This is a genomic window from Burkholderia sp. Bp9099, assembly GCF_003857805.1.
Lineage (GTDB): Bacteria > Pseudomonadota > Gammaproteobacteria > Burkholderiales > Burkholderiaceae > Burkholderia.
The window spans coordinates 57,038-82,617 of record NZ_QTPU01000008.1; the positions used below are offsets into that span (position 1 = coordinate 57,038).

Genomic DNA, 25,580 nt, shown 5'->3' on the forward strand with positions numbered 1-25,580 from the left:
TGTAACGAAACATCACGCGAAGCTGACAAATTGCCACCTGTCTTTTCGATTTCCTTACGCGGCAAATGCTTCGGATATCGAATGACCCGGTCGGAACCCGAAGCCCGGACAGGATCCATAAAAAAACCGCCCGAAGGCGGTCTTTCTTGGTCACGCGGATGCCTCGCATCCGATGCGACGGAGGGCTACGCGCCCGCGTCGCCCCACGGCGTCGGCGCCGGCACCGCGCATGGCCCTTCGACGTCGATCGACTTGAAATCGGCCGGCCCGACGATCTCCAGGTACTCCATGTCGGGCGAGTAGTCGAACAGGTAGTGCACGATTCCCGGCGCCTGGTGCACGCAGTCGCCGGCGCTCACCAGCGTCTCGCGATCGCCGTACATGAAGCGCGCCCAGCCCTTCAGCATCATCACGATGTGGAACTCGGCCTCGTGACGGTGCCAGCCGGTGCCCGCCGCCGGTGCATGATTCGCCCTGACGAGTTGCGCGACGACCTTGCCGTTCGTCGCGGCCGCGATGCCGAGATCGCGATACAGGAAGAAGTCGCGCAGGCCTTCGCCTTGATATGCGGTGTCCTGCGGCTTCACGTGGGAAAACGCGGTAGGGGTCGGCGTGCTCATCGCGGCGCTCCTCGATCGAAAGAGTCGTCCGAAACAAGCATTTAGCGTTCCAGGCTGCAGCTGCCCCGCTTACTTGAGCCGCCCCGACAGGAACTGCCCGAGCCGCTCGCTCTTCGGGTTGACGAGAATCTCCCGCGGATCGCCCTCTTCCTCGATCTTCCCCTGGTGCAGGAAGATCACGTGGTTCGACACGTTGCGCGCGAAACCCATCTCGTGCGTGACGACGACCATCGTGCGGCCTTCCTCGGCGAGCTTCTGCATCACCTTCAGCACTTCGCCGACGAGTTCCGGATCGAGCGCCGACGTCGGCTCGTCGAACAGCATCACTTCGGGCTCCATCGCGAGCGCACGCGCGATCGCGACACGCTGCTGCTGGCCGCCCGACAGGTGCGACGGATACATGCCTTCGACGCGCGGCGCGAGCCCGACCTTCTCCAGATACTTGCGTGCCCGCGCAACGGCCTCTTCCTTGCCGATCCCCAGCACGGCCATCGGTGCCTCGATCACGTTCTCGAGCACCGTCATGTGCGACCACAGGTTGAAGTGCTGGAACACCATCGACAGCTTCGTGCGCATCCGCTGCAGCTGCTTCTGGTCGGCCACGCGCAGCGAGCCGTTACGGTCGCGCGCGGTCTGGATCGGCTCGCTGCCGATCGTGATCTGCCCCGAGCACGGCTGCTCGAGGAAGTTGATGCAGCGCAGGAACGTGCTCTTGCCGGAGCCGCTCGAGCCGATGATGCTGATCACGTCGCCGGCCTTCGCCTTCATCGATACGCCCTTCAACACCTCGTTGTCGCCGAACTTCTTGTGCAGGTTGTCAACGGTGAGCTTGTACATGCTTGGTCCTTCCTTGCGAATGCATTAGTGGCTGCGCGGCGAGAGGTACGCGAGCCAGCGCGTCTCGAGCTTGCGGAACGCCCAGATGAGCGTGAACACGACGATGGCGTACAGCACGGCGGCGATGCCGTAGGCCTGGAACGACATGTACGTCGCGGAGTTGACGTCGCGCGTGACCTTCAGGATGTCGGGAACGGTCGCGGTGAACGCGAGGGTCGTCGCGTGCAGCATCAGGATCACTTCGTTGCTGTAGCTCGGCAGTGAGCGGCGCAGCGCGGACGGCAGGATGATGCGCGTATAGAGCTTGAAGCGCGACATTCCGTAGGCCATCCCGGCCTCGATCTCGCCGGCCGACGTGGCCTTGATCGCACCCGCGAAGATCTCGGTCGCATACGCGCATTCGTTCAGCACGAACGCGAGCAGCGTGCAGTTCATCGCGTTGCGGAAGAACGTGTCGAGCAGCACGTGGTTGTGCACGACCTGCAGGCTGTAGATGCCGGTGTAGCACATCAGCAGCTGTACGTAGAGCGGCGTGCCGCGGAACACGTACGTATAGAGCCACACGGGGCCCGAGATCCAGCGGTTCGACGACGCGCGCGCGATCGCGAGCGGCACGGCGAGCGCGAAGCCGAACGCGATCGACACGACCAGCAGCCACAGCGTGATCGCGAGGCCGCTGAAGCGGTAACCGTCGGTATAGAGATAGCTTTGCCAGTACTGGCTGACGAGTTCGATCACAGTGCAAGCCTCCGGACGCCGACGGAATAACGCTTCTCCAGGTGGTGCAGCACGACGTTCGACACCGTCGTGATCGCGAGGTAGATCGCGCCGGCCGCGAGCGTGAAGAAAAAGAAATCGAGCGTGCTCTTGCCGGCGTCCTGCGACGCCTTCACGACGTCGGCGAGGCCGATGATCGACACCAGCGCGGTGGCCTTCACGAGCACCTGCCAGTTGTTGCCGATGCCCGGCAGCGCGAAGCGCATCATCTGCGGGAACAGGATGCGGTGGAACACTCGCCAGCCGCTCATCCCGTATGCGAAGCCCGCTTCGAGCTGGCCGCGCGGCACCGCGAGGAATGCGCCGCGGAACGTCTCGGTGAAGTACGCGCCGTAGATGAAGCCGAGCGTCACGACGCCGGCCACGAACGGGTCGATGTCGATCTGGTCCCAGCCGAGCAGGTCGGTCGCGTCGTTCAGCAGGATCTGGATCCCGTAGAACAGCAGCAGCATCAGCACGAGATCGGGTACCGCGCGGATCAGCGTCGTATAGAACGTGCCGACCGACTTGAGCACGCGGTTGGTCGAGAGTTTCGCTGCCGCGCCCGCGAGGCCCAGTATCAGCGACGCGGCAAGCGACAGCACCGCGAGCTTCACGGTCTCGACCGTGCCGGCCCACAACAGCGGGCCAAATCCTTGGAAGATCATATAAGGGATCCAGAACGATGTGGCTGGATTGTCAATAGCCATTAACCGCGCATCAAACGAGTTCTGCGCACTACCTGATGCCGTCTGCTCATCAAGCCAGAGGCATCACGCGAAGCGGGCGGCGCGCGCCACGGCCGGTGCGCGCCGCGAAGGCGTCAGCCGCCGTACACGTCGAATGCGAAGTACTTCTTCTCGAGCTTCTTGTAGGTGCCGTCCTTGATCATGTCGGCGATCGCATGGTCGATCTTCGCCTTCAGGTCGGCGTCGTCCTTGCGCAGGCCGATGCCGGCGCCGTTGCCGAGCGTCTTCGGATCGTCGATGTCTTTGCCGGCGAATTCGAAGTTCGCGCCACGCGGTGTCTTCAGGAAGCCGATATCGGCCTGCACCGCGTCCTGCAGCGCGGCGTCGAGGCGGCCGGACATCAGGTCCTGGTACACGCCGTCCTGGTTCTGGTAAGGCACGACCTGCACGCCCTTCGGCGCCCAGTAGGCCTTCGCGTAGGTTTCCTGGATCGTGCCCTGCTCGACGCCGACCGACTTGCCCTTCAGCGATTCGGCCGTCGGCTGCAGGTTCGCGCCCTTCTTCGCGACGAGGCGCGTCGGCGTGTTGAACAGCTTGTCGGAGAACGCGATCTGCTCGGCACGCGCCGGCGTCATCGACATCGACGACAGCACGCCGTCGAACTTCTTCGCCTTCAGCGCCGGGATCATCCCGTCGAAGTCGTTCTCGATCCACACGCACTTCGCCTTCAGGCGCGCGCAGATCTCGTTGCCGAGATCGACGTCGAAGCCGACGACCTTGCCGCTTGCATCCTTCGATTCGAACGGCGGATAGCTGGCGTCGACGCCGAACCGGATCGTCGACCAATCCTTGGCGTGGGCACCGACCGCGAGGCAGGCAAGGGCAATACTGAGCGCGAGTTTCTTCATGGCGTTCCTGTCATAGGCGAACTGGGCACGGGTCCCGTCGGGCGTCGCCGCCGCGAACCCTTCCAACCGGGAGGTCATCCGTCAGACGACTCTCCAAGTTGTACATACAACTTTGCCTTTTTCAGGTCACTGCCAGCAATCCGTGTTTATCTCTAATTGTCGGCGGATTGTTTACCTGAGCGAATTTTCCTTATATTTCAATTCGCTACACCTTACATGAAGCTAAACCCCTTGTTTCGGTGCGGATTCGGCACATCGTCGCCGCGCATGCATTTGTCTATACTTTTCGTTTGCCGCGCTCGCCGGCGCGGCGGCGGCGCTCCGTACGGCCCCTGCGGGCCCTTGGCCCGCGCGCCGGATGCGGGCCGGAATAACCCGAATCCCGGGCCCACAGTCCGGCCCGCGCGGCGTCGAACCCGGTACACTCCGCCCGGACACCGCACGAAGGCCCGCGCGCGACGGCACGCGGCCGCCGTCTCTCGAACAGCAATGCAATGACCACACCGATCTATCAGGAAATCAAGGACTTCATCCTCGCGCGCATTCATGCGGGCGAGTGGGCGGAAGGCGACCAGGTGCCGTCGGAAAACGAGCTCGCGCGCGAATTCAACGTCGCGCGGATGACGGTCAACCGCGCGCTGCGCGAACTGACGGCCGAGCAGGTGCTCACGCGCACGCGCGGCTCGGGCACGTATGTCGCGTCGCCGAAATACGAATCGACGCTGGTGGCGATCCGCAGCATCTCGGACGAAGTCGCCGCGCGCGGCCATGGGTATCGCGCGCAGGTGCTGGAGGTCGGCGCGGCCATCGCCGACGCGAAGCTCGCCGACGAGCTGCGGCTCGACGCCGGCAGCCCGATCTTCCGCTCACGCGTGCTGCACTTCGAGAACGACACGCCGGTGCAGCTCGAGGAACGCTGGGTCAATCCGGCCTGCGCGCCCGAATACGCACTGCAGGACTTCACGACGACGACGCCGAACCAGTACCTCACGCGCGTCGCGCCGCTGCAGCGGGTCGAATACCGGATCGAGGCCGCGATGCCCGATGCGCAAACGCGCCGCCACCTGACGATGGACGAGCGCGAACCCTGCCTGCTGCTGCATCGGCGCACGTGGTCGCAGGGGATGGTCGCGTCGGTGGCCAATCTGTGGCACCCGGGCAGCCGCTACCGGTTCACCGGGCATTTCTGACGCGGCGCCGGCGCGTTCACCGCATGCCGGGCCGCCCCCAGCGCTCGATCGCGGCGACCGCCCGCCGCACGCCGTCCTCCCGTGCGATCCGCGCGCCGAGTCCGGCGGCGCGCGCCTGCGTGTCGGCACGCGCCGCGAACGCGATCGCGCGTGCGAGCGCGGCGGCGTCCACGCGCCGGCCCGCCACCGGCGCATCGGCCACACCGAGCCGATGCAGCCGGTTCGCCCAGAAGAACTGATCGCCCGCGAACGGCACGACGACCGACGGAATGCCCGCCCGCGCGGCCGAATGCGTGGTACCCGATCCGCCGTGGTGGATCGCCATCGATACATGCGGAAACAACCGGTCGTGCGGCGTCTCGCCGATCACGCACACGTGCGCCGGCAGCATCGACGCATCGATGCCGCTCCAGCCCGGATGGAACAGCGCGCGCCGGCCGTCGAGCGCCTGCAGCAGCGCGCCGACCATCGCGGCGCGATCGAACCCGGCCATGCTGCCGAAGCCGATGTACACGGGCGGATCGCCCGCGCCGAGAAAGGTCGCCAGCGCGGGCGGCGGCGTCCACGCCGGCGCGTCGGCGTGCCACTGACCGCAGGCCTGCACGTGCGACGGCCAGTCGGCCGGATCGGACAGCAGCACGGGCGACACGCCGTACAGCATCGGATGATCGGTCCAGACGTGCCGGCGCGGCGTCAGGCCGCACACGCTGGCGCGCGCTGCATTGGTCGCGTTCCTGAACGCGTGCCACAGCAGCGCGTTCACGAGCCGATGGCTCGCGCGATTCAGCCAGCGCGGCACCTTGCCGGGCGGCAGGAACGGCGACGCGAATGCCGCGGTCGGCGTGATCGGAATCATCCCCGTGCCGATCGCCGGCACGCCGCGATACTCGGCGACCGACAGCCCGACGAACGACGCCAGCCCCGACACCAGGATCGCATCGCAACCGGCCGACGCGGCCGCGACTTCGCGCATCCATGCCGCCGTGTTCGCATTCGCGATCGCCGCGAGCGCCTTCGACGTGTCGTTGAAGCCGCCGCGCCCGCGCACCGCGTCCGACAACGCGCCATCCGGCGCGATCGCCGCGCGGATATCGCCGGACAACGGCGCGCACGGCACCCCGAGCGCGGCGGCCGAACCGAGCGTCGCGGCGTCGGCCAGCAACCGGACCTCGTGGCCCGCATCCAGCAGCGCACGGCCGAGCGCCGCAAGCGGACGCGTGTCGCCTTCGGTGCCGTAAGTGACGATGACGAGCTTCATGCCTGGACTCCCCCTGCACGATGCAGGCAAGTGGATTCATAAAAATGCACGTCGTATACTAATGCAATTCGTGCACTTTCATTCGATACCGAACCATGCCGACGACGACCGACGCTCCGGGCCGCCGCGCACGCAAGCGCATCCAGATGCTCGCGCATCTCGCCGACACCGGCGCCCGCCTGTTCGATGTGCATGGCTACGATGCCGTGACGATGGAGCAGATCGCCGCGCAGGCCGATGTCGCGAAACGAACGCTGTACAACCACTTTCCGACGAAGGAAGCCGTGCTCGCGCACTGGCTCGAAGGCGAACTCGCGCGCGACCTCGCGCACCTGCAGCGCGACGTGGCGCGACGGAAGACCTTCGCGTCGCGGATCGCCTGCGTGCTCGACGCGTCGGCCGCGTGGTGCGAGCAGCACCCGGTGTACCTGCTCGCCTACCTGCGGCATCGGTTCCTGAGCATCGGCGTGACGGAAGCGGAAAGCGGGAAGGACGACGGCAGCGACATCGCGCTCGTGTGGCAGCAGCTGATCGCGGCCGGACAGCAGGCGGGCGAACTGGACCCGGCGCTGGCGGCCGACCAGCTCGCCACGTGGTTCCATCATCTGTATCTCGCGGCGATGCTGCGCTGGCTGACCGTGCCGGGCTTGTCGCTGAAGCGGGAATTCCGGTCGGTCGCGAAGCTGTTCGTCGAAGGCGCGCAAGCGAAAGGCTGAGCGGCCGCCCAAGCGACGCTCGGGCAGGAAGGTGCGCGCGCATCGAACGTGCACGCCGGGCGCGCGCGCTGGCCTGCGATCTGGAACACCATCCGGAATCGCTGCTGCCCGGCAACGCGGGCGACACGCAACCGGCCGACGCGTCGCGCTCCGCGAGCGAAGACCGCTGAACGCTTCGCGCGATGCGCCGGGATTTTTACAACGCATGCACGCACGGGATGCCAAATCTTCCGCGCAGCAGTATGCTGATGTCGTACGGCCCCGCACGATGCCTCGGGCAATCCCTTAGTCCGCACGTCGTCGCGCCGCCGTCGCGACCGCAATCATGCGTTTGCAAGGAGGGCTTCGTGATGGCTACCATGCATCAGCACTTCCACCTCGAACTACGGCACGCCACGGCGCCGACGTATTTCATCAGCTACCTGTTTCCCGCCTTGCTGTTCGTCTACGAACTGCTGCGCGTCGGCCAATGGATCCGCGATCACGGGATGCAATTCGCCGCGTTCAAGCAGATGGGTTACGAGTACCTGCTGATGCTGCTGTTCGTCGGGCTGCAGATCGTCGTCGAGGCGATCTTCCTGCTCGGCGCCGCGATGCGCCGCGACAATCGCGACTTCGAACACCGGTTGCCGAACGTGGTCCTCGGCATCGGCTGCTCGATCGCGATTCTCGCGCTCGATCTCGCGATCCAGCTGTCGTTCTGAGCGCCGGCGGGCTCGGCCCGCCGGTCGCATCGCGCGCCTGCGCCCGGCCGTTCAGGCGAGCGCGCCGCGCAGGAACGTCGCCACGGCCGCGAGTACGTCGCCGCTCCGCTCGCGATGCGGCATGTGTCCGCATCCGTCGAGCAGCAGGAACGACGACGGCCCCGCGACGCGCGCGGCGATCCGCTTCGGATGCACGTCCGACCCGTACTCGTCCTGCTCGCCGTGAATCGCGAGCGTCGCGCAGCGCACGCGCGGCAACTCGTCGTCGAGGCTCCAGCCGCGAAACGCCGGCGACAGCCACGTGCCGACCCACGCACGCAGCACCCATTCGGCCTTGTCGCCGTGATAGCGCACGAGCCGCTCGAGCTGGCCCGGCGCGTCGAACTGCTGCCCCGCCTCGCGAATGCCGTCGAGCGTGCGATCCTCGACGAACGCCTGCGCGGCGACCGTCACCAGCGCGCGGCAACGCGCGGGATACGCGGCCGCGCAGCCGACCGCCATGCCGCCGCCGACGCTGTGCCCGAACGCCACGAACGCATCGATGCCGAACCGTTCGAGCAGCGCGCGAAAGCCCTGATCGGCCTCGTCGCGCACGAACGTCGTGCCGAGCTGTCCCGGATGGCGGTCGGACCGGCCGAAGCCGAGCCGGTCGTATGCGATCACGTCGCGTTGCGTGGCGCGCGCGAGTTGCGCGGGGAAGTCGCGCCAAAGTTCGACACAGCCGAGTGAATCGTGCAGCAGCACGATCGGCGCGGCCGGCATAGGCGCGGCCGGCCCGGTCGCGGCCGTCGCCTGCGCGGGCCCACCGCGCCAGCGTTTCGCGAAGAGACGCCCTTGCGGCGTCTCGACCCAGGTCTCCTCGGTCACGATTTCAGTCATGTGCATGTCATCGTCTGCATGAAGGCTGCATGAAGGCGGCCGCACGCGGGCGGACCGCAGAATGCCGACGATGGTGGCCGGCCGACGCGCGCGGCGTCAAGCAAGCCCCCACCGCCCGCGCGCTCATTCGGGCTGCGGCGGCAGATACTCCATCTGCGACTCGTCGTACAGCCGGTAGATCAGCGCCTGCATCGCGCGGATGTCCTCCGATTCGTCGAGCATCCGCATGCTCATGATGATCGGCGACACGAGTTTCGGATCGTCGAGCGGCTTGTAGCTGATGTCGTCGCGCTTCAGCCCGTACACGCTGTGCGGCACGACCGACACGCCTTCGCCCATCGCGACGAGCCCGAGCGCGATCTGCAGTTCGCGCGTCTCGTAGATCTTGCGCGGCTGCAGCGCGCGATCGTGGAATGCCGCGAGCACCTGGTCCGCATAGCTCGGCCGCGGCGCCTTCGGGAAGATGATCAGCGTGTCGTTCACGAGATCGTGCAGCGACAGCACGGGTTTCGCGCCGTCGAGCACGTGACCGACCGGCAGCGCGACGATCATCCGCTCCTCGCGCAGCACGACGCGCCGCACGCTCGGGTCCTCGTGACGGATGCGCCCGAACCCTACGTCGATGCGCCCTTCCTTCAGCGCCTTGATCTGGTCCATCGTCGACATCTCGTGCAGGCTCAGCTCGACGGCCGGATACTCGCTGCGAAAGCGCCGGATGATCTTCGGCAGCATCCCGTACAGCGTCGAGCCGACGAAGCCGACCGACATGCTGCGCTCGATCTTGCCGACCCGCTTCGTCATCGATTCGAGCTCGGTGGTCTGCGCGAGCAGCTGCACCGCGTGCGAATAGAAGAACCGCCCCGCGTCGGTCAGCTTCAGCGGCCGCGCGTTGCGCTCGAACAGCGGCACGCCGAGCGCGTCCTCGAGCTGCTGGATCTGCCGGCTGAGCGGCGGCTGCGCGATGTGCAGGCGCTCGGCCGCGCGCGTGAAATTCCGCTCCTCGGCAACCGCGACGAAGTAGCGGAGGTGTCTCAACTCCATGTTCGAACCCTCCCGGACAGGCCACGGACGTTCATTCGGCCCCGCGCACACACGTGCCGCGCCGGTCGTCCCGTGAGCGCCTGCTCCCGATGCCATGACGATACCTCAGCCCGCGCCGATACCGGCGCGAGCCGCGCCGCGCCCGCCCTCGCGGGCGGCGCACCGCGCAAAGCCGCAAAGCAAAACGGGAAGCCGCCTGGCTTCCCGTTGCTTCATCGACGCCGCGTCGCGGCAGCGTCCCGACCGCGCGTCATGCCTCGGTCGCGTACAGCGCATCGCGCTGCGCGTCGCTCAGCGAGTCGAGCGGCACGTCCGGCAGCCGATAGCAGATCATCGTGCCGTACAGCTCGGCCAGGCAGTTGCTGCCGGCGTCGAGCGCGTAGCCGTCCTCGCCGTCCGGCGCCGGCGGATACACTTCGCGCCACGCGTTGATCGCGGCTTCGATTCGCACGATGGAAACGGGTCCGGCCTTCCGCTCGGCGGGTGATGCGCTCATGGATTCCTCTGGATTGCGCGCTCCGCGGGCCGGGCCGGCCGCGGCGGAACGATGGAAACGCCGGGCGCCGCCGGCCGCCGCAACAGGCGCGCGCCGGATGCCCGATCCGCGCCGCGCTCGTCGCGCCGGCCGGGCCGTGGCCCGGTAGGGTCGGGAAATATAACCGGCTTTGACCCCGTGCAGCGCAAAGCCGACAAAAAAAGCGGGTTCGGCGCCGGCTGGAACGGTATCGGGAACGACGCACGCGTCGGCTACCGACGTCGGCGGCACACCGCGTCGCCCGGATGTCCCAACGAAAAACGGGAAGCCCGCGGGCTTCCCGTTTTCATCGCGCACCACGCGGCCGGTGGCCGCACCGGCATCAGCCGACGGTTTCGCGGTTCTCCACGCGCTGCAGCTGCGCGCTGCGGTTCGCGGCCGCCCACGGCGCGATCTCCATGTCCTCGTAGCGCACGAAGCGGCTCTTGTTCAGGAGCCGGTAGCCGAGCCACACGACGAGGAACAGCGGAATGCCGACGTAGGTCGCGGCCACGCCCGCCCAGTCGATCCGGTTCGCGAGAAACGCCTGGTAGTCCTGGCCGAGCGCGATCACGAGACATAGCACGAACGCGAACAGCGGGCCGAACGGAAACCACTTCGACTGGTACGGCAGCTGGTCGACCGCGTAGCCCTGCTTCACGTAGCCCTTGCGGAACCGGTAGTGGCTGATCGCGATGCCGAGCCACGCGATGAAACCCGTCATCCCCGACGTGTTCAGCAGCCACAGGTACACCGTCTTGTCGCCGTACAGCGACGTGAAGAAGCACAGCGCGCCGACGGCGGTCGTCGCGTACAGCGCGTTGCGCGGCACGCCGCCCGGCGACAGCTTCGCGAACAGCTTCGGCGCACGGCCTTCCGTCGCGAGGTTGTAGAGCATCCGGGTCGACGCGTACATGCCCGAGTTGCCGGCCGACAGCACGGCCGTCAGGATCACCGCGTTCATCACGCCGGCCGCGAACGCGAGGCCCGCGTGGCGGAACACGAGCGTAAACGGGCTCACGCCGATGTCGGTCACGTCGCTCTTCAGCAGGTTCGGGTCGGTATAGGGAATCAGCACGCCGATCACGAAGATCGCCAGCACGTAGAACAGCAGGATCCGCCAGAACACCTGACGCACCGCGCGCGGGATCGTCGTGCGCGGGTTCTCCGATTCGCCGGCCGCGACGCCGATCAGCTCGGTGCCCTGGAACGAGAAGCCCGCGATCATCGCGACGCCCATCAGGGCCGGCAGGCCGCCCGCGAACGGCGCATCGCCGATCGTCAGGTTGCCCCAGCCGTTGCCCGGCGCACCCTTCAGAATGCCGAAGATCATCAGCAGGCCGACGCCGATGAACGCGACCACGGTGACGACCTTGATCAGCGCGAACCAGTATTCGGCTTCCCCGAAGCCGCGCACGGTCAGCGCGTTGAGCAGGAACATCACGCCGAGAAACGCGGCGCTCCACCAGACGCCCGGCACGTCCGGGAACCAGTAGTGCATCACGAGCTGCGCGGCGACCAGCTCGACCGCGATCGTCACGGCCCAGTTGTACCAGTAGTTCCAGCCGAGCGCGAAGCCGAAGCCTTCGTCGACGTATTTCGCGCCGTAGGTCGCGAACGAACCCGACACCGGCATGAACGCGGCCATTTCGCCGAGGCTCGTCATCAGGAAGTAGACCATCAGGCCGATCAGCATGTACGCGACCATCGCGCCGCCGGGGCCGGCCTGCGAGATCGACGCGCCGGACGCGACGAACAGGCCCGTGCCGATCGAGCCGCCGATGGCGATCATCGTCAGATGGCGCGCCTTCAGCGCGCGATGAAGCTTGGGTGGGTTCGCGGACGAACCGGGTTGGTCGGAATTCGGGATTGCGGACATAAACGAGACGAACGTTGAGCGGGCCGGCATCCGGGGCCGGCGCATGCGGGATCGGGGCGCGTCGCGCCGCCTGTTGCGATGCATTCGATGCGGCCCCGATACGCGTTGCGCGCCGGGCGCCAGCGGCGAAGCGCGGATTCTACCTGATTCGCCGTCGGAACCGCTCGGGTCCGGACACCCCGGCGCCGCATGCCGACGCGGGGTGAGCCGCGACGGTGCACCTCCCCGCCCGATACGCAATCGCGCCGGCGCAATAGTCCGATCCTGTATTAAAACGACAAAATCGATCGATATGCCCTAATAATCAGACAAAATACCGGCCACCCATAATCGCGATTCAAATCGAAACGAACACCCGGCTCAAGGTAATGATGCGTAATCGTTCCGAATCGGATTGGCGCATGCATGTTTTGCATCGAGCGGCGAATTTCGGGAATTCGCGAGATAATGCCGACTAATGCGAATTAATCAGAGCGCGGAATCGTCGACGACGCACATATCCGCCGCCTGCCCCGAGGATGATGCCACCCACGCCGCTCGCTACGCTGCGCCGTCATACCGCGACGGCCGTGGCACGCATACTGTCGCCCCGCGGCGTGCTCGTCGCCGGCGTCGTGCTGCTGCTGTTCAGCTGGGGACTCTCGACGTCGCTTTTAATCGAGGCACGCCACGACGCGTATGACCATGCGGTCGAAAATGCGCGCAACCTGATGCTGCTGATCGAGCGCGATATTTCCCGCAATATCGAACTGTATGATCTTTCGCTGCAAAACGTCGTCGACGGGCTCGCCGATCCGGAACTGACGGCATTGCCGCCGCGCCAGCGTCACCGGCTGCTGTTCGACCGCGCCGCGACCGGCGCGTATCTCGGCGCCATTTTCGTAATGGATCCGCACGGCAATATCGTGATCGATTCGGCCGCATCGCCGCCGCGACAAGGCAATTTCGCCGACCGCGAGTATTTCACCGTGCATCGCGACCGGCTCGTGCAGGGCCTCTATATCAGCCGGCCCTATGCGTCCCGGCTGCGCGGCGGCGCGCTGACGATCGCGCTCAGCCGCCGGATCACGCTGGCCGACGGCCGCTTCGGCGGAATCGTCGTCGGCACGCTCAACATCGGCTACTTCCGCGCGCTGCTCGACGGGCTCGCGGTCGGCCAGCACGGCAGCGCGGCGATCGTCGAGGACAACGGCGCGCTCGTCTCGCGCCTGCCGTACGATCCGCGCGTGGTCGGCCTCGACCTTCACCACTCCCCGCTCTTCATCAAGGCGCAGCGCAGCAGCGAAGGCGTGCTGACGGGCGTCGGCGCGATCGACGACGTGCGGCGCATCTACGTCTACAAGCATCTCGCGCATCTGCCGCTGATCGTCGACGTCGCGCCCGCCGAGATCGACATCTACGCGCCGTGGCGCCATCGCGCGATCTGGACCGCCGTGCTGATGGGCCTGTTTACCGTGTTCATCCTGGGAGGCTCGCTCGCGCTGTCGCGCGAACTCGAGCGCCGGCAGGTCACCAAGTTGAATCTGTACCGGCTCGCGCATACCGATTCGCTGACCGGGCTCGACAACCGCGGCACGTTCGATGCCGTGCTCGCGAAGGAGGCGCAGCGCGCGTCGCGCAGCGGCCGGCCGCTGTCGGTGCTGTTCGTCGACGTCGACCATTTCAAGGCGTTCAACGACTACTACGGCCACCTCGCCGGCGACGACGTGCTGCGCCGCGTCGCGCAATCCGCGTCGCGCTGCCTGCGCCGCGACAGCGACCACGTCGCGCGCTACGGCGGCGAGGAATTCGTCGTCACGCTGCCCGACACCGACGCGCAGGGCGCGGCGACCGTCGCCGAAGCGATCCGCCGTGCGATCGCCGGGCTCGACATCGCGCACGTCCGCAGCCCGTACGGGCACGTGACGGCGAGCATCGGCGCGGCGACCAGCGCCGGCGGGCGCGTCAACGCCGCGACGCTGCTGCGGCAGGCCGACGCGGCGCTGTACCACGCGAAGTCCGGCGGCCGCAATCGCGTGTCAAACGCCGAGGCGAATACGGCCGACGCGTGACGCGGCGGCCGGCGGCACCCGCGCCGCGCCGTCGTGGACAGCCCGCGCGCGTTCGGCTAGCGTTACGTCAGCCGCGCGTGCGGCGCGGCGCCGGCCCGCCCGCGCCGCACGCGCATTCCGGCCATCCCGCCGGCCACCCCCGCTCCGTCATGACCGCCCAGTTCCCTGCCCGATTCCCGCCGCTCCTGCGCCACGCGCTCCGTCCCCTGCTGGACCCGTACCGTCGCTACCGGCACGCGAAGCTGATCCATGCGGCGCGCGTCGCGCTCGCGATCCTCGTGTCGATCGCCTTGTCCACCGGCCTGCGCGTGCCGCACGGCGAATGGTCGACGATCACCGTGCTGATCGTCGTCGGCGGGCTGCAGCACCACGGCAACATCCGCAAGAAGGCGGCCGAGCGCGCGCTCGGCACGTCGATCGGCGCGCTCGCGGGGCTGGGGCTGATCCTGCTCTACTCCGTCCTGCACGCGCCGCTCGCGATCTACCTGCTGATGGCGATCGCGTGCGGGCTCTGCGCGTATCACGCGATCGGCAAGGCCGGCTACATCGCGCTGCTGTCGGCGATCACGATGGTGATCGTCGCCGGGCACGGCGACAACGAGATCGTCGACGGCCTGTGGCGCGCGGTGAACGTGCTGACCGGCATCGCGATCGCGCTGGCGTTCTCGTTCGCGCTGCCGCTCTATGCGACCTACTCGTGGCGCTACAAGCTCGCCGACGCGCTGCGCGCGTGCGCGGCCGTGCATGCGCGGCTCGCGGGCGACCGCCACGTGAGCGACGACGCGCACCTGAAGGAAATGGCCGCGCTGAGCGCGCTGCTGGTGCAGCTGCGCTCGCTGATGCCGTCGGTGTCGAAGGAATGCGACATCCCGGTCACGCAGCTCGAGGCGATCCAGCGCGGCCTGCGCCTGTGCATCGGCTATCTGGAGATCCTGTCGAGCACGGTGCCGGCCCGCGACGACCTCGCCGCGCGCGAATACATGCGCACCGAGATGAAGGCGATGAACCGGCGCATCCGCGACACGCTCGTCGGCGCGAGCCGCGCGCTCAAGTTCGGCACGCCGAGCCGGCTCACACCGCGCCGCCGGCCGGCCGAGCCGCCGCACGACGCCCCGCCGGCGCAGTTGTCGGGCTACGTGTCGATCACGGCCAAGCTGGCCGGCGAAGTGGATCAGTTGCGCGAGAAACTGCTCGATACCGCGCAGGCGTGGAATATCTGAACCTGGAGCCTTGACGATTCGAAGGCCGACGGACGCCGGGCGCCCCAGGACATCTTTCATTAGCCTTTCATAAAGGTGGCCCGGCATCCTGAGCGCGGATGCCGCACCGGCCGCCCGATCTGGCCCCGCCAATCGGGCGTGCGCGCCGGCGCGCCTTCGCCAGTTTCGACCGCCGTCCGAGGCCGTTTCGCGCCGGATTCTCCGGCCGGTTAACCGCCCGCCAGGCCCGTCGCGACAGGCCCGAAGACGTATTGGCGCGAAAATCAGGTCTTGCCCCAACTTCCCGGACAGCCGATACTCGCATATTCCGCGAAATACGATCCCACCGGCTTCAATCCACGGTAATTCCTATGAGCACGATTCTCGAAAGCCTCCCGACCGGCCAGAAGGTCGGTATCGCCTTCTCCGGCGGCCTGGACACCAGCGCCGCGCTGCACTGGATGAAACTGAAGGGCGCCGTCCCGTACGCATACACGGCGAACCTCGGCCAGCCCGACGAAGACGATTACGACGCGATCCCGAAACGCGCGATCGAATACGGCGCAGCCGGCGCCCGCCTGATCGACTGCCGCGCGCAGCTCGTCGCCGAAGGCATCGCCGCGCTGCAAAGCGGCGCGTTCCACATCACGACCGCGGGCGTCACGTACTTCAACACGACGCCGATCGGCCGCGCCGTGACGGGCACGATGCTCGTCGCCGCGATGAAGGAAGACGGCGTCAACATCTGGGGCGACGGCAGCACGTACAAGGGCAACGACATCGAGCGTTTCTACCGCTACGGCCTGCTCGTGAACCCGGATCTGAAGATCTACAAGCCGTGGCTCGACCAGACGTTCATCGACGAACTCGGCGGCCGTGCCGAAATGTCCGAATTCATGAACCAGGCCGGCTTCGCCTACAAGATGTCGGCCGAGAAGGCGTATTCGACCGACTCGAACCTGCTCGGCGCGACGCACGAGGCGAAGGACCTGGAAAGCCTCGAAAGCGGCATCAAGATCGTGAACCCGATCATGGGCGTCGCGTTCTGGCGCGACGACGTGAAGATCGCCGCCGAGGAAGTGACGGTGCGCTTCGAAGCCGGCCAGCCGGTCGCGCTGAACGGCGTCGAGTTCAAGGATCAGGTCGAGCTGCTGCTGGAAGCGAACCGCATCGGCGGCCGCCACGGCCTCGGCATGAGCGACCAGATCGAGAACCGCATCATCGAGGCGAAGAGCCGCGGCATCTATGAAGCCCCGGGCCTCGCGCTGCTGTACATCGCATACGAGCGTCTCGTCACCGGCATCCACAACGAAGACACGATCGAGCAGTACCGCGAGAACGGCCGCCGTCTCGGCCGCCTGCTGTACCAGGGCCGCTGGTTCGACCCGCAGGCGATCATGCTGCGCGAAACGGCGCAGCGCTGGGTCGCGCGCGCGATCACCGGCGAAGTGAAGATCGAACTGCGCCGCGGCAACGACTACTCGATCCTGAGCACGAAGTCGCCGAACCTCACGTATCAGCCGGAACGCCTGTCGATGGAGAAGGTGGCGTCGACGTTCTCGCCGCGCGACCGGATCGGCCAGCTGACGATGCGCAACCTCGACATCACCGATACGCGCGACAAGCTGCGCGTGTATTCGCAAGTCGGCCTGCTGACGCCGGGTGAAGCGTCGGCGCTGCCGCAGATCAAGGGCGACGACAAGTAAGTCGCTTCGTTCGACGCCGGGGCGCGTAGCCGATACGCGCCCCGGCCGGGCAGGCCGTATGTGCATCGGTGCACGCGCGGCCTGCTGCTTCTTCCTCCGCTTCTTTCCCTTCCTGCTCTACTCGCGCCACCGCGTCACGCGCAAACGGCGCTGCAAGGCTACGGCAATCGTGGCAAGCTGCCAGTCGTCCGATTTCCGGCCCGGCTCATGACTTCCCTCACCATCATCCACCTGAACGGCCCGATCAACAGCGGCAAGACGACGATCGGTCGCGCGCTCGCGCAGCGGCTGCCCGATGCGCGCTTCATCGACGGCGACGATCACGACGCGCCCGACGACGCCCCGTTCGACGTGCAGTGGGCGATCGCGCTGGCGCGCCTCGTCAAAGAGATCGCGCAGGCACGCGAACGTCATCTGGTGATCGCCTATCCGATCGGCGACGCGGAATTCGACCGGCTGCGCGCAGCCTGCGACGCACGCGACGCGCGCCTGTTCGTCGTGACACTCGCGCCGCCGGAAGCGATCGCGGCGTCGGATCGCGGCACGCGCGCGCTGACGGACTGGGAGCGGCAACGTATCGCCGAGATGTATCGCGAAGGGTATGCGGCGCGCGCGTTCAGCGATTGCTTCGTCGACACGTCGAAAGCGTCGGCCGATGCGTGTGCGCAGGAGATCGCACGAAGCGTGCAGTCGCCGAACGTGTAGCGGGGAAACCGGCGCGCGCGAGGGGCGGAAGTCGCGTCACACCGCGTAGTGGGCAAAGGCCTCGCGCATGCGAGCGCCGGCACCCTCCACACAGTCGCCACGTCCGGCAACGCGCGCTGCCTGCAATTCAATGATGATGCCGCACCCCCGCCACGACCTGCTCGCGCGCCCCCTTGCGGCTCAGCATGAGCGTGACGACCGCCGACACCGCGAGCGTGCCCGCCACTACGTACAGCCCGGCCGCATAGCCGCCCGTCACGTTCTTCAGCCAGCCGATCGCGAACGGCCCGACGAAGCCGCCGAGGTTGCCGATCGAGTTGATCATCGCGATCCCCGCGGCCGCGCCGGCGCCGGACAGGAACGCGCTCGGCATCGCCCACAGCGGCGCCTTCGCGGCGCTGATCCCGATGTTGACGACGACCAGCGCGAGCACGGTCAGGAGCGCGGTGCTCGCCTGCCCCGCGAACACGAAGCCGATGCACGCGAGCACGCACGGAATCACGACATGCCACGTGCGTTCGCCGGTGCGATCCGAATGCCGCGCCCAGCCGATCATCGCGACGACCGCGGCGATGCTCGGGATGCCGGTCAGCAGGCCCGTCTGCCACGCGGTGAAGCCGAACTGCCTGACCATCAGAGGCGCCCAGAGGCCGAGCGTATAGAGCCCCGCCGACGTGCCGAAGTAGATCAGCGCGAGCGCCAGCACGCGCGGGTCGCGCAGCGCCTGCCACGCGCCGGCCGTGTGCCCGGCATGCGCGTGCCGCGCGTCGGCCTCGGACTTCAGCTTCGCGACCAGCCAGTCGCGCTCGTCCGGCCGCAGCCACGCGGCCTTCGACGGCGCATCGGTCAGGCACTTCAGCACGACGAAGCCGAGCAGGACCGCGGGCAGCGCCTCGACGATGTACAGCATCTGCCAGTCGGCGAGCCCGAACAGCGGCGGCATCTGCATGATCGCGCCCGACAGCGGCGAGCCGATCGCGGTCGAGATCGGCGCGGCCGCCATGAACCACGCGGCCGCCACCGCGCGCTGCTTCACGGGAAACCACAGGCTCAGGTACAGGATGATGCCGGGGAAGAAGCCGGCTTCCGCGATGCCGAGCAGGAAGCGCAGCACGTAGAAGCTCGTCGGCCCGGCTGCGAACGCGGACACCGCCGACACGATGCCCCACGTGATCATCACGCGCGCGATCCAGATGCGTGCGCCGACGCGATGGAGAATCAGGTTGCTCGGCACTTCGAACAGAAAGTAGCCGATGAAGAACAGGCCGCCGCCGAGTCCGAACGCGGTCGGCGACAGGCCGATCGCCTTGTTCATCGTCATCGCCGCGAAGCCGACGTTGACGCGATCGAGAAAGCTGACGAAGTAAAGCAGCATCACGAACGGAATGATGCGCCACATCAGTTTCCGCGCGACGCGGGTTTCCAGATCCGCTTGCATGTGTCTCCTCCTTCGAGGTCGAGTCGCGCGCTGTCCGCGCGGGCTCGGTGGGTACCGCCGGCATTACGACGAAGCGTGCGCGCCGGCACCCGGCTCGCGTCGAATGCGCGAGTCGCGGGCAAAAAATCCGGGGGGCGGCGAACGGAAGGCGACCGGCTGCGCGTGCGGCCGTCGCCGTCCTCATCGCCGTTCTCGTTACTGTCAGGCGGCGACCGCCGCGTGCGCGACGCGCTCGCAGACGGCGGCCGTCACCTGCGCGGTCGTCGCGCTGCCGCCGAGGTCGCGCGTATGCAGCGACGGATCGGCCGTCACGGCCTCGATCGCCTGCATCACGCGCGCGGCCGCTGCCGTCTCGCCGAGATGCTCGAGCAGCATCACGACCGACCAGAACGTGCCGACCGGATTCGCGAGGCCCCGGCCCATGATGTCGAACGCGGAGCCGTGGATCGGCTCGAACATCGACGGATAGCGGCGCTCGGGATCGATGTTGCCGGTCGGCGCGATGCCGAGGCTGCCCGCGAGCGCGGCCGCGAGATCGCTGAGGATGTCCGCGTGCAGGTTGGTCGCGACGATCGTGTCGAGCGACGCCGGGCGGTTCACCATGCGCGCGGTCGCGGCGTCGACGAGTTCCTTGTCCCACGTGACGTCGGGGAATTCCTGCGCGACCTGCTTCGCGATCTCGTCCCACATCACCATCGCGTGACGCTGCGCGTTGCTCTTCGTGATGACGGTCAGCAGCTTGCGCGGACGCGACTGCGCGAGCCGGAACGCGAAGCGCATGATGCGTTCGACGCCGGCACGCGTGAGGATCGACACGTCGGTCGCCGCCTCGATCGGATGCCCCTGGTGCACGCGACCGCCGACACCCGCGTATTCGCCCTCCGAGTTCTCGCGCACGATCACCCAGTTCAGGTCGGCCGGCCCGCAGCGCTTCAGCGGCGCGTCGATGCCGGGCAGGATGCGCGTCGGCCGCACGTTCGCGTACTGGTCGAAGCCCTGGCAGATCTTCAGGCGCAGGCCCCACAGCGTCACGTGGTCGGGCACGTCGGGGTCGCCCGCCGAGCCGAACAGGATCGCGTCCTTGCCGCGCAGCGCGTCGAGGCCGTCGGCCGGCATCATCGCGCCGTGCAGGCGGTAGTAATCGGCGCCCCAGTCGAAATCCTCGAACTCGAACGCAAAGCGGTCGCTGCCGCGGGCCAGCGCTTCCAGCACCTGCTTGGCCGCAGGCACCACTTCCTTGCCGATGCCGTCGCCGGGAATGGTCGCGATACGGTAGGTCTTCATGCTGACATCCTCGATTGATCGTGAGCGTGAACGCACTTTACCGAACTGGAAGTGTGTAAACCGGGGCTATACTCAAAGCATCTTTAACTTCAATTCACGAATCCCGTCATGGCGGATACCGTCCAGCCGGCCGATCTCGGCTTCTTCTCGACACTGGCCGCGGCGGGCAGCCTGAGCGCGGCCGCGCGCGAGCTCGGGCTGACCGCGGCGGCCGTCAGCAAGCGGCTCACGCAGATGGAGCGGCGCGCGGGCGTGACGCTCGTCAACCGCACGACGCGGCGCATGATGCTGACGCCCGAGGGCGACGTGTATCTCGACTACGCGCGCCGGATCCTCGATCAGATGGACGAACTGGGCGAACTGCTCGGCAGCGCGCGGCAGCGGCCGAAGGGGCTGCTGCGCGTGAACGCGACGCTTGGTTTCGGGCGCAGCCACGTCGGGCCGGCGATCTCGCGCTTCGTCGCGCGTTTTCCGGAGGTGTCGGTGCAGTTGCAACTGTCGGTGATGCCGCCGCCGCTCACCGACGACGCGTTCGACGTGTGCATCCGCTTCGGCGAGCCGCCCGATACGCGCGTCGTCGCGCGACGGCTCGCGCCGAACCGCCGGCTGCTGTGCGCGGCGCCCGCGTATCTCGCGCGGCACGGCACGCCGGGCACGCCGCACGAGCTGACGCGGCACAACTGCATCGGCATCCGGCAAGGCGACGAAGGCTACGGGATCTGGCGGCTGGCGAGCGGACGCGGCGCGGCGCGCAACACGGAAGCCGTGCGGATCAACGGCAACCTGACGACGAACGACGGCGAGATCGCGGTGAAGTGGGCGCTCGACGGGCACGGCATCCTGATGCGCGCCGAGTGGGATATCCGCGACTATCTGGCCGACGGGCGCCTCGTCGTCGTGCTGCCCGACTACGAAACGCCGAGCGCGGATATCTACGCGGTGTATGCGCAGCGGCATCAGATGTCGGCGCGGATACGGGCGTTCGTGGATTTTCTGGCGGGGGAGCTGGGTGGGTGACGGGAGGCGGGCGCCAATGCACGCGAACGTATCAGGATCGCGGCGCGACCGGTTCGACTGATTGAGTCTGACGATGCACCGGCTGGCGGAATGCCAGTATTTTGGCGAACCGGCCCACAAATCGCCAGAATATTGGCACATCCGGACGCGCGCCCCGCCGTCACGCCGCGGCCGCCAGCCTCCCGTCTGGCTCGCACGCAGCGATCGCCGTCGCCGCCATCTGCCGCAGCGCTGCCCCAGGCACGCTCACACCCGCCCTCTCCTGCGCGGCATCCTCGAAACGCTCCGCGATCCAGTCGACGAACGCGCGCACGCCCGGCGACACGTGCCGGCGCTTCGCATAGACGGCCGACACCGAAACCGCGCCCGGCCGCCACCGCGGCAGCACTTCCTGCAACTGTCCGGCGTCGATCAGCGGCTGCGCGACGACGCGCGGCGGCTGGATCAACCCGAGGCCATGCACGCCGCACGCCAGGTACGCCTGCTCGTCGTCGACGCTGACGATGCCGTCGAGCCGGATCTTGCGCACCGCGCCGTCGATCGCGAATTCGAGTTCGGCGGTGCGCTGGGCCGACGCGAACGCGCCGTTGACCGCGCGATGCCCGGCGAGCGCATCGAGCGAACGCGGCACGCCGCAGCGCTCGAGATACGCGGGGCTCGCGCAGGTCACGCGCTCGAGTGCGCCGAGCGGGCGCGCAACCAGCGACGAATCGGGCAGCGCGCCCAGCCGGATGCTGCAGTCGACCGCATCGCCGATCAGGTCGGCCGCGCGTCCGGACACGCCCAGCATCAGCACGAGTTCGGGATGGCGCGCATGGAACGCGCCAAGCGCCGGCAGCACGATCGCGTCCGCCACCGCGCCCGGCAACTCGACGCGCAGCGGCCCGCTCGGATGCCGCGCCGCGTTGCGCAGGCTCGCTTCGAGCTCGTCGACGTCCGCGGTGATGCGCTGGCACCGCCGGTAATACGCGTCGCCTTCCGGCGTCGCCCGCAGCGCGCGCGTCGTGCGCACCAGCAACGGCATGCCGAGCGCCGCCTCGAGTTCCTGCACGGTGCGCGTCGCGGTCGCGCGCGAAATGCCGAGCGAGTGCGCCGCGCGCGTAAAGCTGTTCATCTCGACGATGCGCGTGAAGATGCGCATCGCGCGAATCGGATTGTCCACCGGAAACTCCCGCGGAATACGGCATCACGCATCGCGCGCGAACACGACGCGGCGCATGCCTGTCAGTGAGCGAGCCGCGCCGCCGGCGCGGCGACCGGTTCAGTCGCGCGTGGCCGTGGCCGCGCGGGCCGGCGCGGCGAGCAGCTGCCGTGCCAGCGCGAGCGCCTCGTCACGATTGGCCGCCGCGTTCAACGGATAACCCCAGACCTTCTCGAACGCGGCCGAGAACGCATCGAGTGCAGCGCGCCGCTGCGCGTCGGGCTCGACCGCGATCATCGCGGGAATCCATTCGCGCGATTGCGCGCGATGCGCCTTGCTCCATTTCGCGAGCTGCTTGCGCATCTCGTGATCCTGCGCATCGCGATCGTCGCCGAACGGGGCATCGTCGGTCAGGAACACGAAACGTTCGCGGCGCGCGAGCAATGCGTCGAGCTCGGCCAGCAGGTGCGCGGGATCGCTCGACGGCGAACGCGCGTAACGCAACCACACCAACGGGAATTCAGTCGTGACGATCTGCATGTCGGCCTCCAGATGAGAATGATTCTCATGTTAGGGGGCGACGCCCGTCCCGTCATTTCTCGTGCCGGCCAACCGCTTGTTCGATCCGGCCAAGCGCGCGCGTGCCGATCCGGCCGGCTCAGCACGGCACGGTCAGCGCTGCCGGTCGGTCAGGTATTGGGTCGGCGATTTGCCGGTCGCCTTGCGGAACATCGTCACGAAGCTGCTCGCGCTCTCGTAGCCGAGGTCGATCGCGATCTGGTGCACGCGGCGGCCCGCCGTCAGCATCCGCAGCGACAGCGCGACGTGCAGCCGCCGGCGCCAGTCGCCGAGGCTCATGCCGAGTTCCTTCGCGGCGAGCCGCGTGAGGCTGCGCTCGCTGACGCCGGCGCGGCGCGCGAGTTCGGGCAGCGGCGACTTGTCGGCCGGGTCGTCGAGCAGGTGATCGATCAGCCTGCGCAGCCGGCGGTCGGCCGGCATCGGCAGATACAGGTCCTCGACCGGCGCCGCGACGAGTTCGTCGAGCAGCGTCGCCATCAGCCGCCCCTGCGGACCGTCGACGTCGTACAGGCTCGGGAAGCTCGCGGCCTTCAGCAGCAGTTCGCGCAACAGCGGCGACATGCCCAGCGTGCAGCAGCGCGCCGGCAGGCCGGGCGCCGCATCGGGCTCCACCAGCACCGCGTAGAACGTCGCGCCGGCCGAACCGCGCGCCGAATGCGTGACGCCGCCCGGAATCCACACCGTGCATTGCGGCGGTGCGCTCCACACGCCGCCGTCGATCTCGCAATAGATGACGCCGCTCAGCGTGTACAGCAGTTGCGCCTGCGGATGGCTGTGCCGTTCGAGCCGCCATTCGGGCTCGACGACCGAGCCGCCGAACACGACGAGCGGCCGCGGCACGTGATAGACGTCGGCGTCGGCAGCGGGGTCGGTAACGGGTGGCAGGTCGCGCATGGAGCGATGGTGTCGAAAGCGGCCGGACGGCGTGCCCGCGCGGCCTTTCGTGCTTATACCAGAAAGGCGCCGGCGCGGCCGCGCGGTTCCCGGCCGGCCGATCCGAATACAATGCGTCGATCCCTCGCCGCCTCGCCAACCTTGCCGGAGCCGCCATGTTCGACCTGACCACGCTGGCCACCTTCACCGCCGTCGTCCTGGGCCTGTTCCTGATCCCGGGCCCCGCCGTGCTGCTCGTGCTGAGCCGCACCGTGCAGGGCGGCCGCAAGACCGGCATCCTGACCGGCCTCGGCGTCGCGAGCGGCGACTTCGTGCATACGCTGTTTGCCGCCGTCGGGCTGTCGGCGCTGCTAATGACGTCGGCGCTCGCGTTCAACGTCGTGAAGCTGGTCGGCGCCGCTTACCTCATCTACCTCGGCGTGCGCGCGCTGCTCGACGGGCCGTCCGATCCGTCGCTGCCGAAGGTGCCGCCCGTCACGCCGCTGACGGCGTACCTGCAGGCGATTCCCGCCGAAGTGCTGAATCCGAAGACCGCGCTGTTCTTCCTCGCGTTCATGCCGCAGTTCGTGCATCCGGAACGCGGCTCGACGTTCGTTCAGTTCGCGGTGCTCGGGCTGATCTTCGTCGTGCTCAGCTCGCTCTATACGACGCTGATCGCATGCTCGATCCGCCCGCTCGGCCGCGTCGTGAAGCGGCTCGCGTGGCTCACGCGCTGGCAGGGAAAGATCATCGGCTCGATCTTCATCGCGCTCGGGCTGCGCGTCGCGGTGCAGCAGCGCTGACGCGGGTTTCGCGTGACGTCCGACGCGGCGGCTGCCGGCGAAATCCTCTATACCGATCCGCGCCTCGTCGCGGTCTACGACCGGTTCAACGCGGGGGACCGCGACTTCGCGTTCTACGCATCGCGCCTCGGCACCGCGCGGCAACGGATTCTCGATCTCGGCTGCGGCACCGGCACGTTCGCGCGCCGGCTTGCGGCGGCCGGACACGACGTCGTCGCGATCGACCCCGCACCCGCGATGATCGACCATGCGCGACGCCAGCCGGGCGCCGGCGCGGTGCGCTGGCTCGCGTGCGATCTCGGCGGCCTGCCGCCCGGCGCGCCGTTCGATGCCGTCGTGATGACCGGGCACGCGTTCCAGTGCCTGCTGACCGACGCGGAGATCGACGCGACACTGTGCGGCGTGCGGCGCGTGCTGGCCGACGGCGGGCGCTTCCTGTTCGAGACCCGCAATCCGCGTGTCGAGCCGTGGCTCTGCTGGACTCCGGCGGCGTCGGCCACCCGCATCGATTCGCCCGAATTCGGCAGCGTCGAACTCCATCATGCGGTGACCGCGGTCGACGGTCCGATCGTGTCGTTCGACACGGTCTACCGCTTTCATCGCGACGATACGCAAGTGAAGAACGCGAGCCGGCTGCGCTTCATCGCGCAACCCGACCTGCAGGCGCGTGTCGCGGCCGCCGGCTTCTCGTCCGCCGACTGGTGCGGAGACTGGAACGGTGCGCCGTTCGACGACGCGGCCAGCGCGGAGATCATCGCGATCTGCCGAGCGTGAGCGGTTGTATACCCCGCTC

General features: G+C 67.9%; 25 protein-coding genes. 10 read left to right on the top strand and 15 right to left on the bottom strand.

From position 1 onward, the window contains the following. Positions 1-185: 185 nt before the first annotated feature. The 5 genes from DIE17_RS10735 to DIE17_RS10755 form a co-directional block, all read right to left on the bottom strand. Positions 186-620: a cupin domain-containing protein gene (locus tag DIE17_RS10735; protein WP_124488795.1), complete on the bottom strand. Its 435-nt coding sequence runs from the start codon at positions 618-620 to the stop codon at positions 186-188. Between the two features lie 69 nt (positions 621-689). Beyond that, a complete protein-coding gene (locus DIE17_RS10740) occupies positions 690-1,457 on the bottom strand; it encodes an ABC transporter ATP-binding protein (protein ID WP_124488796.1) in 768 nt (255 codons plus the stop codon). A 24-nt stretch (positions 1,458-1,481) separates the two neighbouring features. Then, the gene (locus tag DIE17_RS10745; RefSeq protein ID WP_044848076.1) at positions 1,482-2,195 is read right to left on the bottom strand and encodes an ABC transporter permease; all 714 of its coding nucleotides are present in this window, start codon (positions 2,193-2,195) and stop codon (positions 1,482-1,484) included. Next, positions 2,192-2,881, bottom strand: a complete 690-nt coding sequence (locus DIE17_RS10750; RefSeq protein ID WP_044848077.1) for an ABC transporter permease — start codon at positions 2,879-2,881, stop codon at positions 2,192-2,194. The genes DIE17_RS10745 and DIE17_RS10750 overlap by 4 nt, the downstream gene beginning before the upstream one ends. A 155-nt stretch (positions 2,882-3,036) precedes the next feature. Next, on the bottom strand, positions 3,037-3,810 hold the full coding sequence (locus tag DIE17_RS10755) for an ABC transporter substrate-binding protein (protein ID WP_124488797.1): 774 nt from the start codon (positions 3,808-3,810) through the stop codon (positions 3,037-3,039). 494 nt (positions 3,811-4,304) lie between these two features. Between DIE17_RS10755 and hutC the strand changes: the two genes are divergently transcribed. Next, the gene (gene hutC, locus DIE17_RS10760) at positions 4,305-5,000 is read left to right on the top strand and encodes a histidine utilization repressor (RefSeq protein ID WP_124667649.1); all 696 of its coding nucleotides are present in this window, start codon (positions 4,305-4,307) and stop codon (positions 4,998-5,000) included. 16 nt (positions 5,001-5,016) lie between these two features. On the opposite strand, the gene DIE17_RS10765 is transcribed toward hutC, so the two are convergent. Continuing rightward, positions 5,017-6,258, bottom strand: coding sequence for a glycosyltransferase (locus DIE17_RS10765; RefSeq protein WP_124667650.1), 1,242 nt, complete (start codon positions 6,256-6,258; stop codon positions 5,017-5,019). Positions 6,259-6,353: 95 nt separating this feature from the next. On the opposite strand from DIE17_RS10765, the gene DIE17_RS10770 reads away from it, so the two are divergent. Then, positions 6,354-6,974, top strand: a complete 621-nt coding sequence (locus DIE17_RS10770; RefSeq protein ID WP_124667651.1) for a TetR/AcrR family transcriptional regulator — start codon at positions 6,354-6,356, stop codon at positions 6,972-6,974. A gap of 350 nt (positions 6,975-7,324) precedes the next feature. After that, positions 7,325-7,678, top strand: a complete 354-nt coding sequence (locus DIE17_RS10775) for a hypothetical protein (RefSeq protein WP_044848115.1) — start codon at positions 7,325-7,327, stop codon at positions 7,676-7,678. Positions 7,679-7,729: 51 nt separating this feature from the next. On the opposite strand, the gene DIE17_RS10780 is transcribed toward DIE17_RS10775, so the two are convergent. The 4 genes from DIE17_RS10780 to DIE17_RS10795 all read right to left on the bottom strand — a co-directional run bounded on the left by DIE17_RS10780 (position 7,730) and on the right by DIE17_RS10795 (position 11,991). Continuing rightward, on the bottom strand, positions 7,730-8,557 hold the full coding sequence (locus DIE17_RS10780) for an alpha/beta fold hydrolase (protein ID WP_124667652.1): 828 nt from the start codon (positions 8,555-8,557) through the stop codon (positions 7,730-7,732). Between the two features lie 123 nt (positions 8,558-8,680). After that, positions 8,681-9,598 carry a LysR family transcriptional regulator gene (locus tag DIE17_RS10785; RefSeq protein ID WP_044848082.1) on the bottom strand — a complete coding sequence of 306 codons (918 nt, stop codon included), beginning with the start codon at positions 9,596-9,598 and terminating at the stop codon, positions 8,681-8,683. 250 nt (positions 9,599-9,848) lie between these two features. Then, positions 9,849-10,094 (bottom strand): DUF3717 domain-containing protein, encoded by a 246-nt coding sequence (locus tag DIE17_RS10790; RefSeq protein WP_044848083.1) that lies wholly within the window; start codon positions 10,092-10,094, stop codon positions 9,849-9,851. Between the two features lie 361 nt (positions 10,095-10,455). Next, positions 10,456-11,991 carry an amino acid permease gene (locus DIE17_RS10795; RefSeq protein ID WP_044848084.1) on the bottom strand — a complete coding sequence of 512 codons (1,536 nt, stop codon included), beginning with the start codon at positions 11,989-11,991 and terminating at the stop codon, positions 10,456-10,458. 518 nt (positions 11,992-12,509) lie between these two features. On the opposite strand from DIE17_RS10795, the gene DIE17_RS10800 reads away from it, so the two are divergent. The 4 genes from DIE17_RS10800 to DIE17_RS10815 all read left to right on the top strand — a co-directional run bounded on the left by DIE17_RS10800 (position 12,510) and on the right by DIE17_RS10815 (position 17,652). Then, positions 12,510-14,042, top strand: coding sequence for a diguanylate cyclase (locus DIE17_RS10800; protein ID WP_409362709.1), 1,533 nt, complete (start codon positions 12,510-12,512; stop codon positions 14,040-14,042). A gap of 149 nt (positions 14,043-14,191) precedes the next feature. Next, positions 14,192-15,262 carry an FUSC family protein gene (locus tag DIE17_RS10805; RefSeq protein ID WP_124667653.1) on the top strand — a complete coding sequence of 357 codons (1,071 nt, stop codon included), beginning with the start codon at positions 14,192-14,194 and terminating at the stop codon, positions 15,260-15,262. 350 nt (positions 15,263-15,612) lie between these two features. Beyond that, positions 15,613-16,947: an argininosuccinate synthase gene (argG, locus tag DIE17_RS10810; RefSeq protein WP_044848086.1), complete on the top strand. Its 1,335-nt coding sequence runs from the start codon at positions 15,613-15,615 to the stop codon at positions 16,945-16,947. Between the two features lie 207 nt (positions 16,948-17,154). Beyond that, positions 17,155-17,652 (top strand): shikimate kinase, encoded by a 498-nt coding sequence (locus DIE17_RS10815; RefSeq protein WP_124667654.1) that lies wholly within the window; start codon positions 17,155-17,157, stop codon positions 17,650-17,652. A gap of 127 nt (positions 17,653-17,779) precedes the next feature. Here the strand turns inward: DIE17_RS10815 and DIE17_RS10820 are convergent, their stop codons facing one another. Together DIE17_RS10820 and DIE17_RS10825 are read right to left on the bottom strand one after the other, a co-directional pair. Continuing rightward, on the bottom strand, positions 17,780-19,090 hold the full coding sequence (locus DIE17_RS10820) for an MFS transporter (RefSeq protein ID WP_124667655.1): 1,311 nt from the start codon (positions 19,088-19,090) through the stop codon (positions 17,780-17,782). A gap of 201 nt (positions 19,091-19,291) precedes the next feature. Beyond that, positions 19,292-20,374: a tartrate dehydrogenase gene (locus DIE17_RS10825; protein ID WP_124571606.1), complete on the bottom strand. Its 1,083-nt coding sequence runs from the start codon at positions 20,372-20,374 to the stop codon at positions 19,292-19,294. Between the two features lie 108 nt (positions 20,375-20,482). Between DIE17_RS10825 and DIE17_RS10830 the strand changes: the two genes are divergently transcribed. Continuing rightward, complete coding sequence (locus tag DIE17_RS10830; protein ID WP_124488808.1) at positions 20,483-21,391, top strand: LysR substrate-binding domain-containing protein; 909 nt, start codon at positions 20,483-20,485, stop codon at positions 21,389-21,391. 160 nt (positions 21,392-21,551) lie between these two features. Here the strand turns inward: DIE17_RS10830 and DIE17_RS10835 are convergent, their stop codons facing one another. The 3 genes from DIE17_RS10835 to DIE17_RS10845 form a co-directional block, all read right to left on the bottom strand. Then, the gene (locus DIE17_RS10835) at positions 21,552-22,553 is read right to left on the bottom strand and encodes a LysR family transcriptional regulator (RefSeq protein WP_124645974.1); all 1,002 of its coding nucleotides are present in this window, start codon (positions 22,551-22,553) and stop codon (positions 21,552-21,554) included. Between the two features lie 99 nt (positions 22,554-22,652). Beyond that, entirely contained in the window at positions 22,653-23,072 is a 420-nt protein-coding gene (locus DIE17_RS10840; protein ID WP_124645973.1) for an ATP--cob(I)alamin adenosyltransferase, read from the bottom strand. A 132-nt stretch (positions 23,073-23,204) separates the two neighbouring features. After that, a complete protein-coding gene (locus DIE17_RS10845; protein WP_124528898.1) occupies positions 23,205-24,005 on the bottom strand; it encodes a helix-turn-helix domain-containing protein in 801 nt (266 codons plus the stop codon). A 155-nt stretch (positions 24,006-24,160) separates the two neighbouring features. On the opposite strand from DIE17_RS10845, the gene DIE17_RS10850 reads away from it, so the two are divergent. Then, entirely contained in the window at positions 24,161-24,787 is a 627-nt protein-coding gene (locus DIE17_RS10850) for a LysE family translocator (protein WP_044848096.1), read from the top strand. A gap of 12 nt (positions 24,788-24,799) precedes the next feature. Beyond that, a complete protein-coding gene (locus DIE17_RS10855; RefSeq protein WP_124645972.1) occupies positions 24,800-25,561 on the top strand; it encodes a bifunctional 2-polyprenyl-6-hydroxyphenol methylase/3-demethylubiquinol 3-O-methyltransferase UbiG in 762 nt (253 codons plus the stop codon). The last annotated feature ends 19 nt before the right edge of the window (positions 25,562-25,580 follow it).

Bases quoted from the DNA above. Each gene is read 5' to 3' on its own strand.
- DIE17_RS10735 (WP_124488795.1), bottom strand. From the start codon at position 620: ATGAGCACGCCGACCCCTACCGCGTTTTCCCACGTGAAGCCGCAGGAC.
- DIE17_RS10740 (WP_124488796.1), bottom strand. From the start codon at position 1,457: ATGTACAAGCTCACCGTTGACAACCTGCACAAGAAGTTCGGCGACAAC.
- DIE17_RS10750 (WP_044848077.1), bottom strand. From the start codon at position 2,881: ATGATCTTCCAAGGATTTGGCCCGCTGTTGTGGGCCGGCACGGTCGAG.
- DIE17_RS10755 (WP_124488797.1), bottom strand. From the start codon at position 3,810: ATGAAGAAACTCGCGCTCAGTATTGCCCTTGCCTGCCTCGCGGTCGGT.
- hutC (WP_124667649.1), top strand. From the start codon at position 4,305: ATGACCACACCGATCTATCAGGAAATCAAGGACTTCATCCTCGCGCGC.
- DIE17_RS10765 (WP_124667650.1), bottom strand. From the start codon at position 6,258: ATGAAGCTCGTCATCGTCACTTACGGCACCGAAGGCGACACGCGTCCG.
- DIE17_RS10770 (WP_124667651.1), top strand. From the start codon at position 6,354: ATGCCGACGACGACCGACGCTCCGGGCCGCCGCGCACGCAAGCGCATC.
- DIE17_RS10775 (WP_044848115.1), top strand. From the start codon at position 7,325: ATGGCTACCATGCATCAGCACTTCCACCTCGAACTACGGCACGCCACG.
- DIE17_RS10780 (WP_124667652.1), bottom strand. From the start codon at position 8,557: ATGACTGAAATCGTGACCGAGGAGACCTGGGTCGAGACGCCGCAAGGG.
- DIE17_RS10785 (WP_044848082.1), bottom strand. From the start codon at position 9,598: ATGGAGTTGAGACACCTCCGCTACTTCGTCGCGGTTGCCGAGGAGCGG.
- DIE17_RS10790 (WP_044848083.1), bottom strand. From the start codon at position 10,094: ATGAGCGCATCACCCGCCGAGCGGAAGGCCGGACCCGTTTCCATCGTG.
- DIE17_RS10795 (WP_044848084.1), bottom strand. From the start codon at position 11,991: ATGTCCGCAATCCCGAATTCCGACCAACCCGGTTCGTCCGCGAACCCA.
- DIE17_RS10800 (WP_409362709.1), top strand. From the start codon at position 12,510: ATGATGCCACCCACGCCGCTCGCTACGCTGCGCCGTCATACCGCGACG.
- DIE17_RS10805 (WP_124667653.1), top strand. From the start codon at position 14,192: ATGACCGCCCAGTTCCCTGCCCGATTCCCGCCGCTCCTGCGCCACGCG.
- argG (WP_044848086.1), top strand. From the start codon at position 15,613: ATGAGCACGATTCTCGAAAGCCTCCCGACCGGCCAGAAGGTCGGTATC.
- DIE17_RS10815 (WP_124667654.1), top strand. From the start codon at position 17,155: ATGACTTCCCTCACCATCATCCACCTGAACGGCCCGATCAACAGCGGC.
- DIE17_RS10820 (WP_124667655.1), bottom strand. From the start codon at position 19,090: ATGCAAGCGGATCTGGAAACCCGCGTCGCGCGGAAACTGATGTGGCGC.
- DIE17_RS10825 (WP_124571606.1), bottom strand. From the start codon at position 20,374: ATGAAGACCTACCGTATCGCGACCATTCCCGGCGACGGCATCGGCAAG.
- DIE17_RS10830 (WP_124488808.1), top strand. From the start codon at position 20,483: ATGGCGGATACCGTCCAGCCGGCCGATCTCGGCTTCTTCTCGACACTG.
- DIE17_RS10840 (WP_124645973.1), bottom strand. From the start codon at position 23,072: ATGCAGATCGTCACGACTGAATTCCCGTTGGTGTGGTTGCGTTACGCG.
- DIE17_RS10845 (WP_124528898.1), bottom strand. From the start codon at position 24,005: ATGCGCGACCTGCCACCCGTTACCGACCCCGCTGCCGACGCCGACGTC.
- DIE17_RS10850 (WP_044848096.1), top strand. From the start codon at position 24,161: ATGTTCGACCTGACCACGCTGGCCACCTTCACCGCCGTCGTCCTGGGC.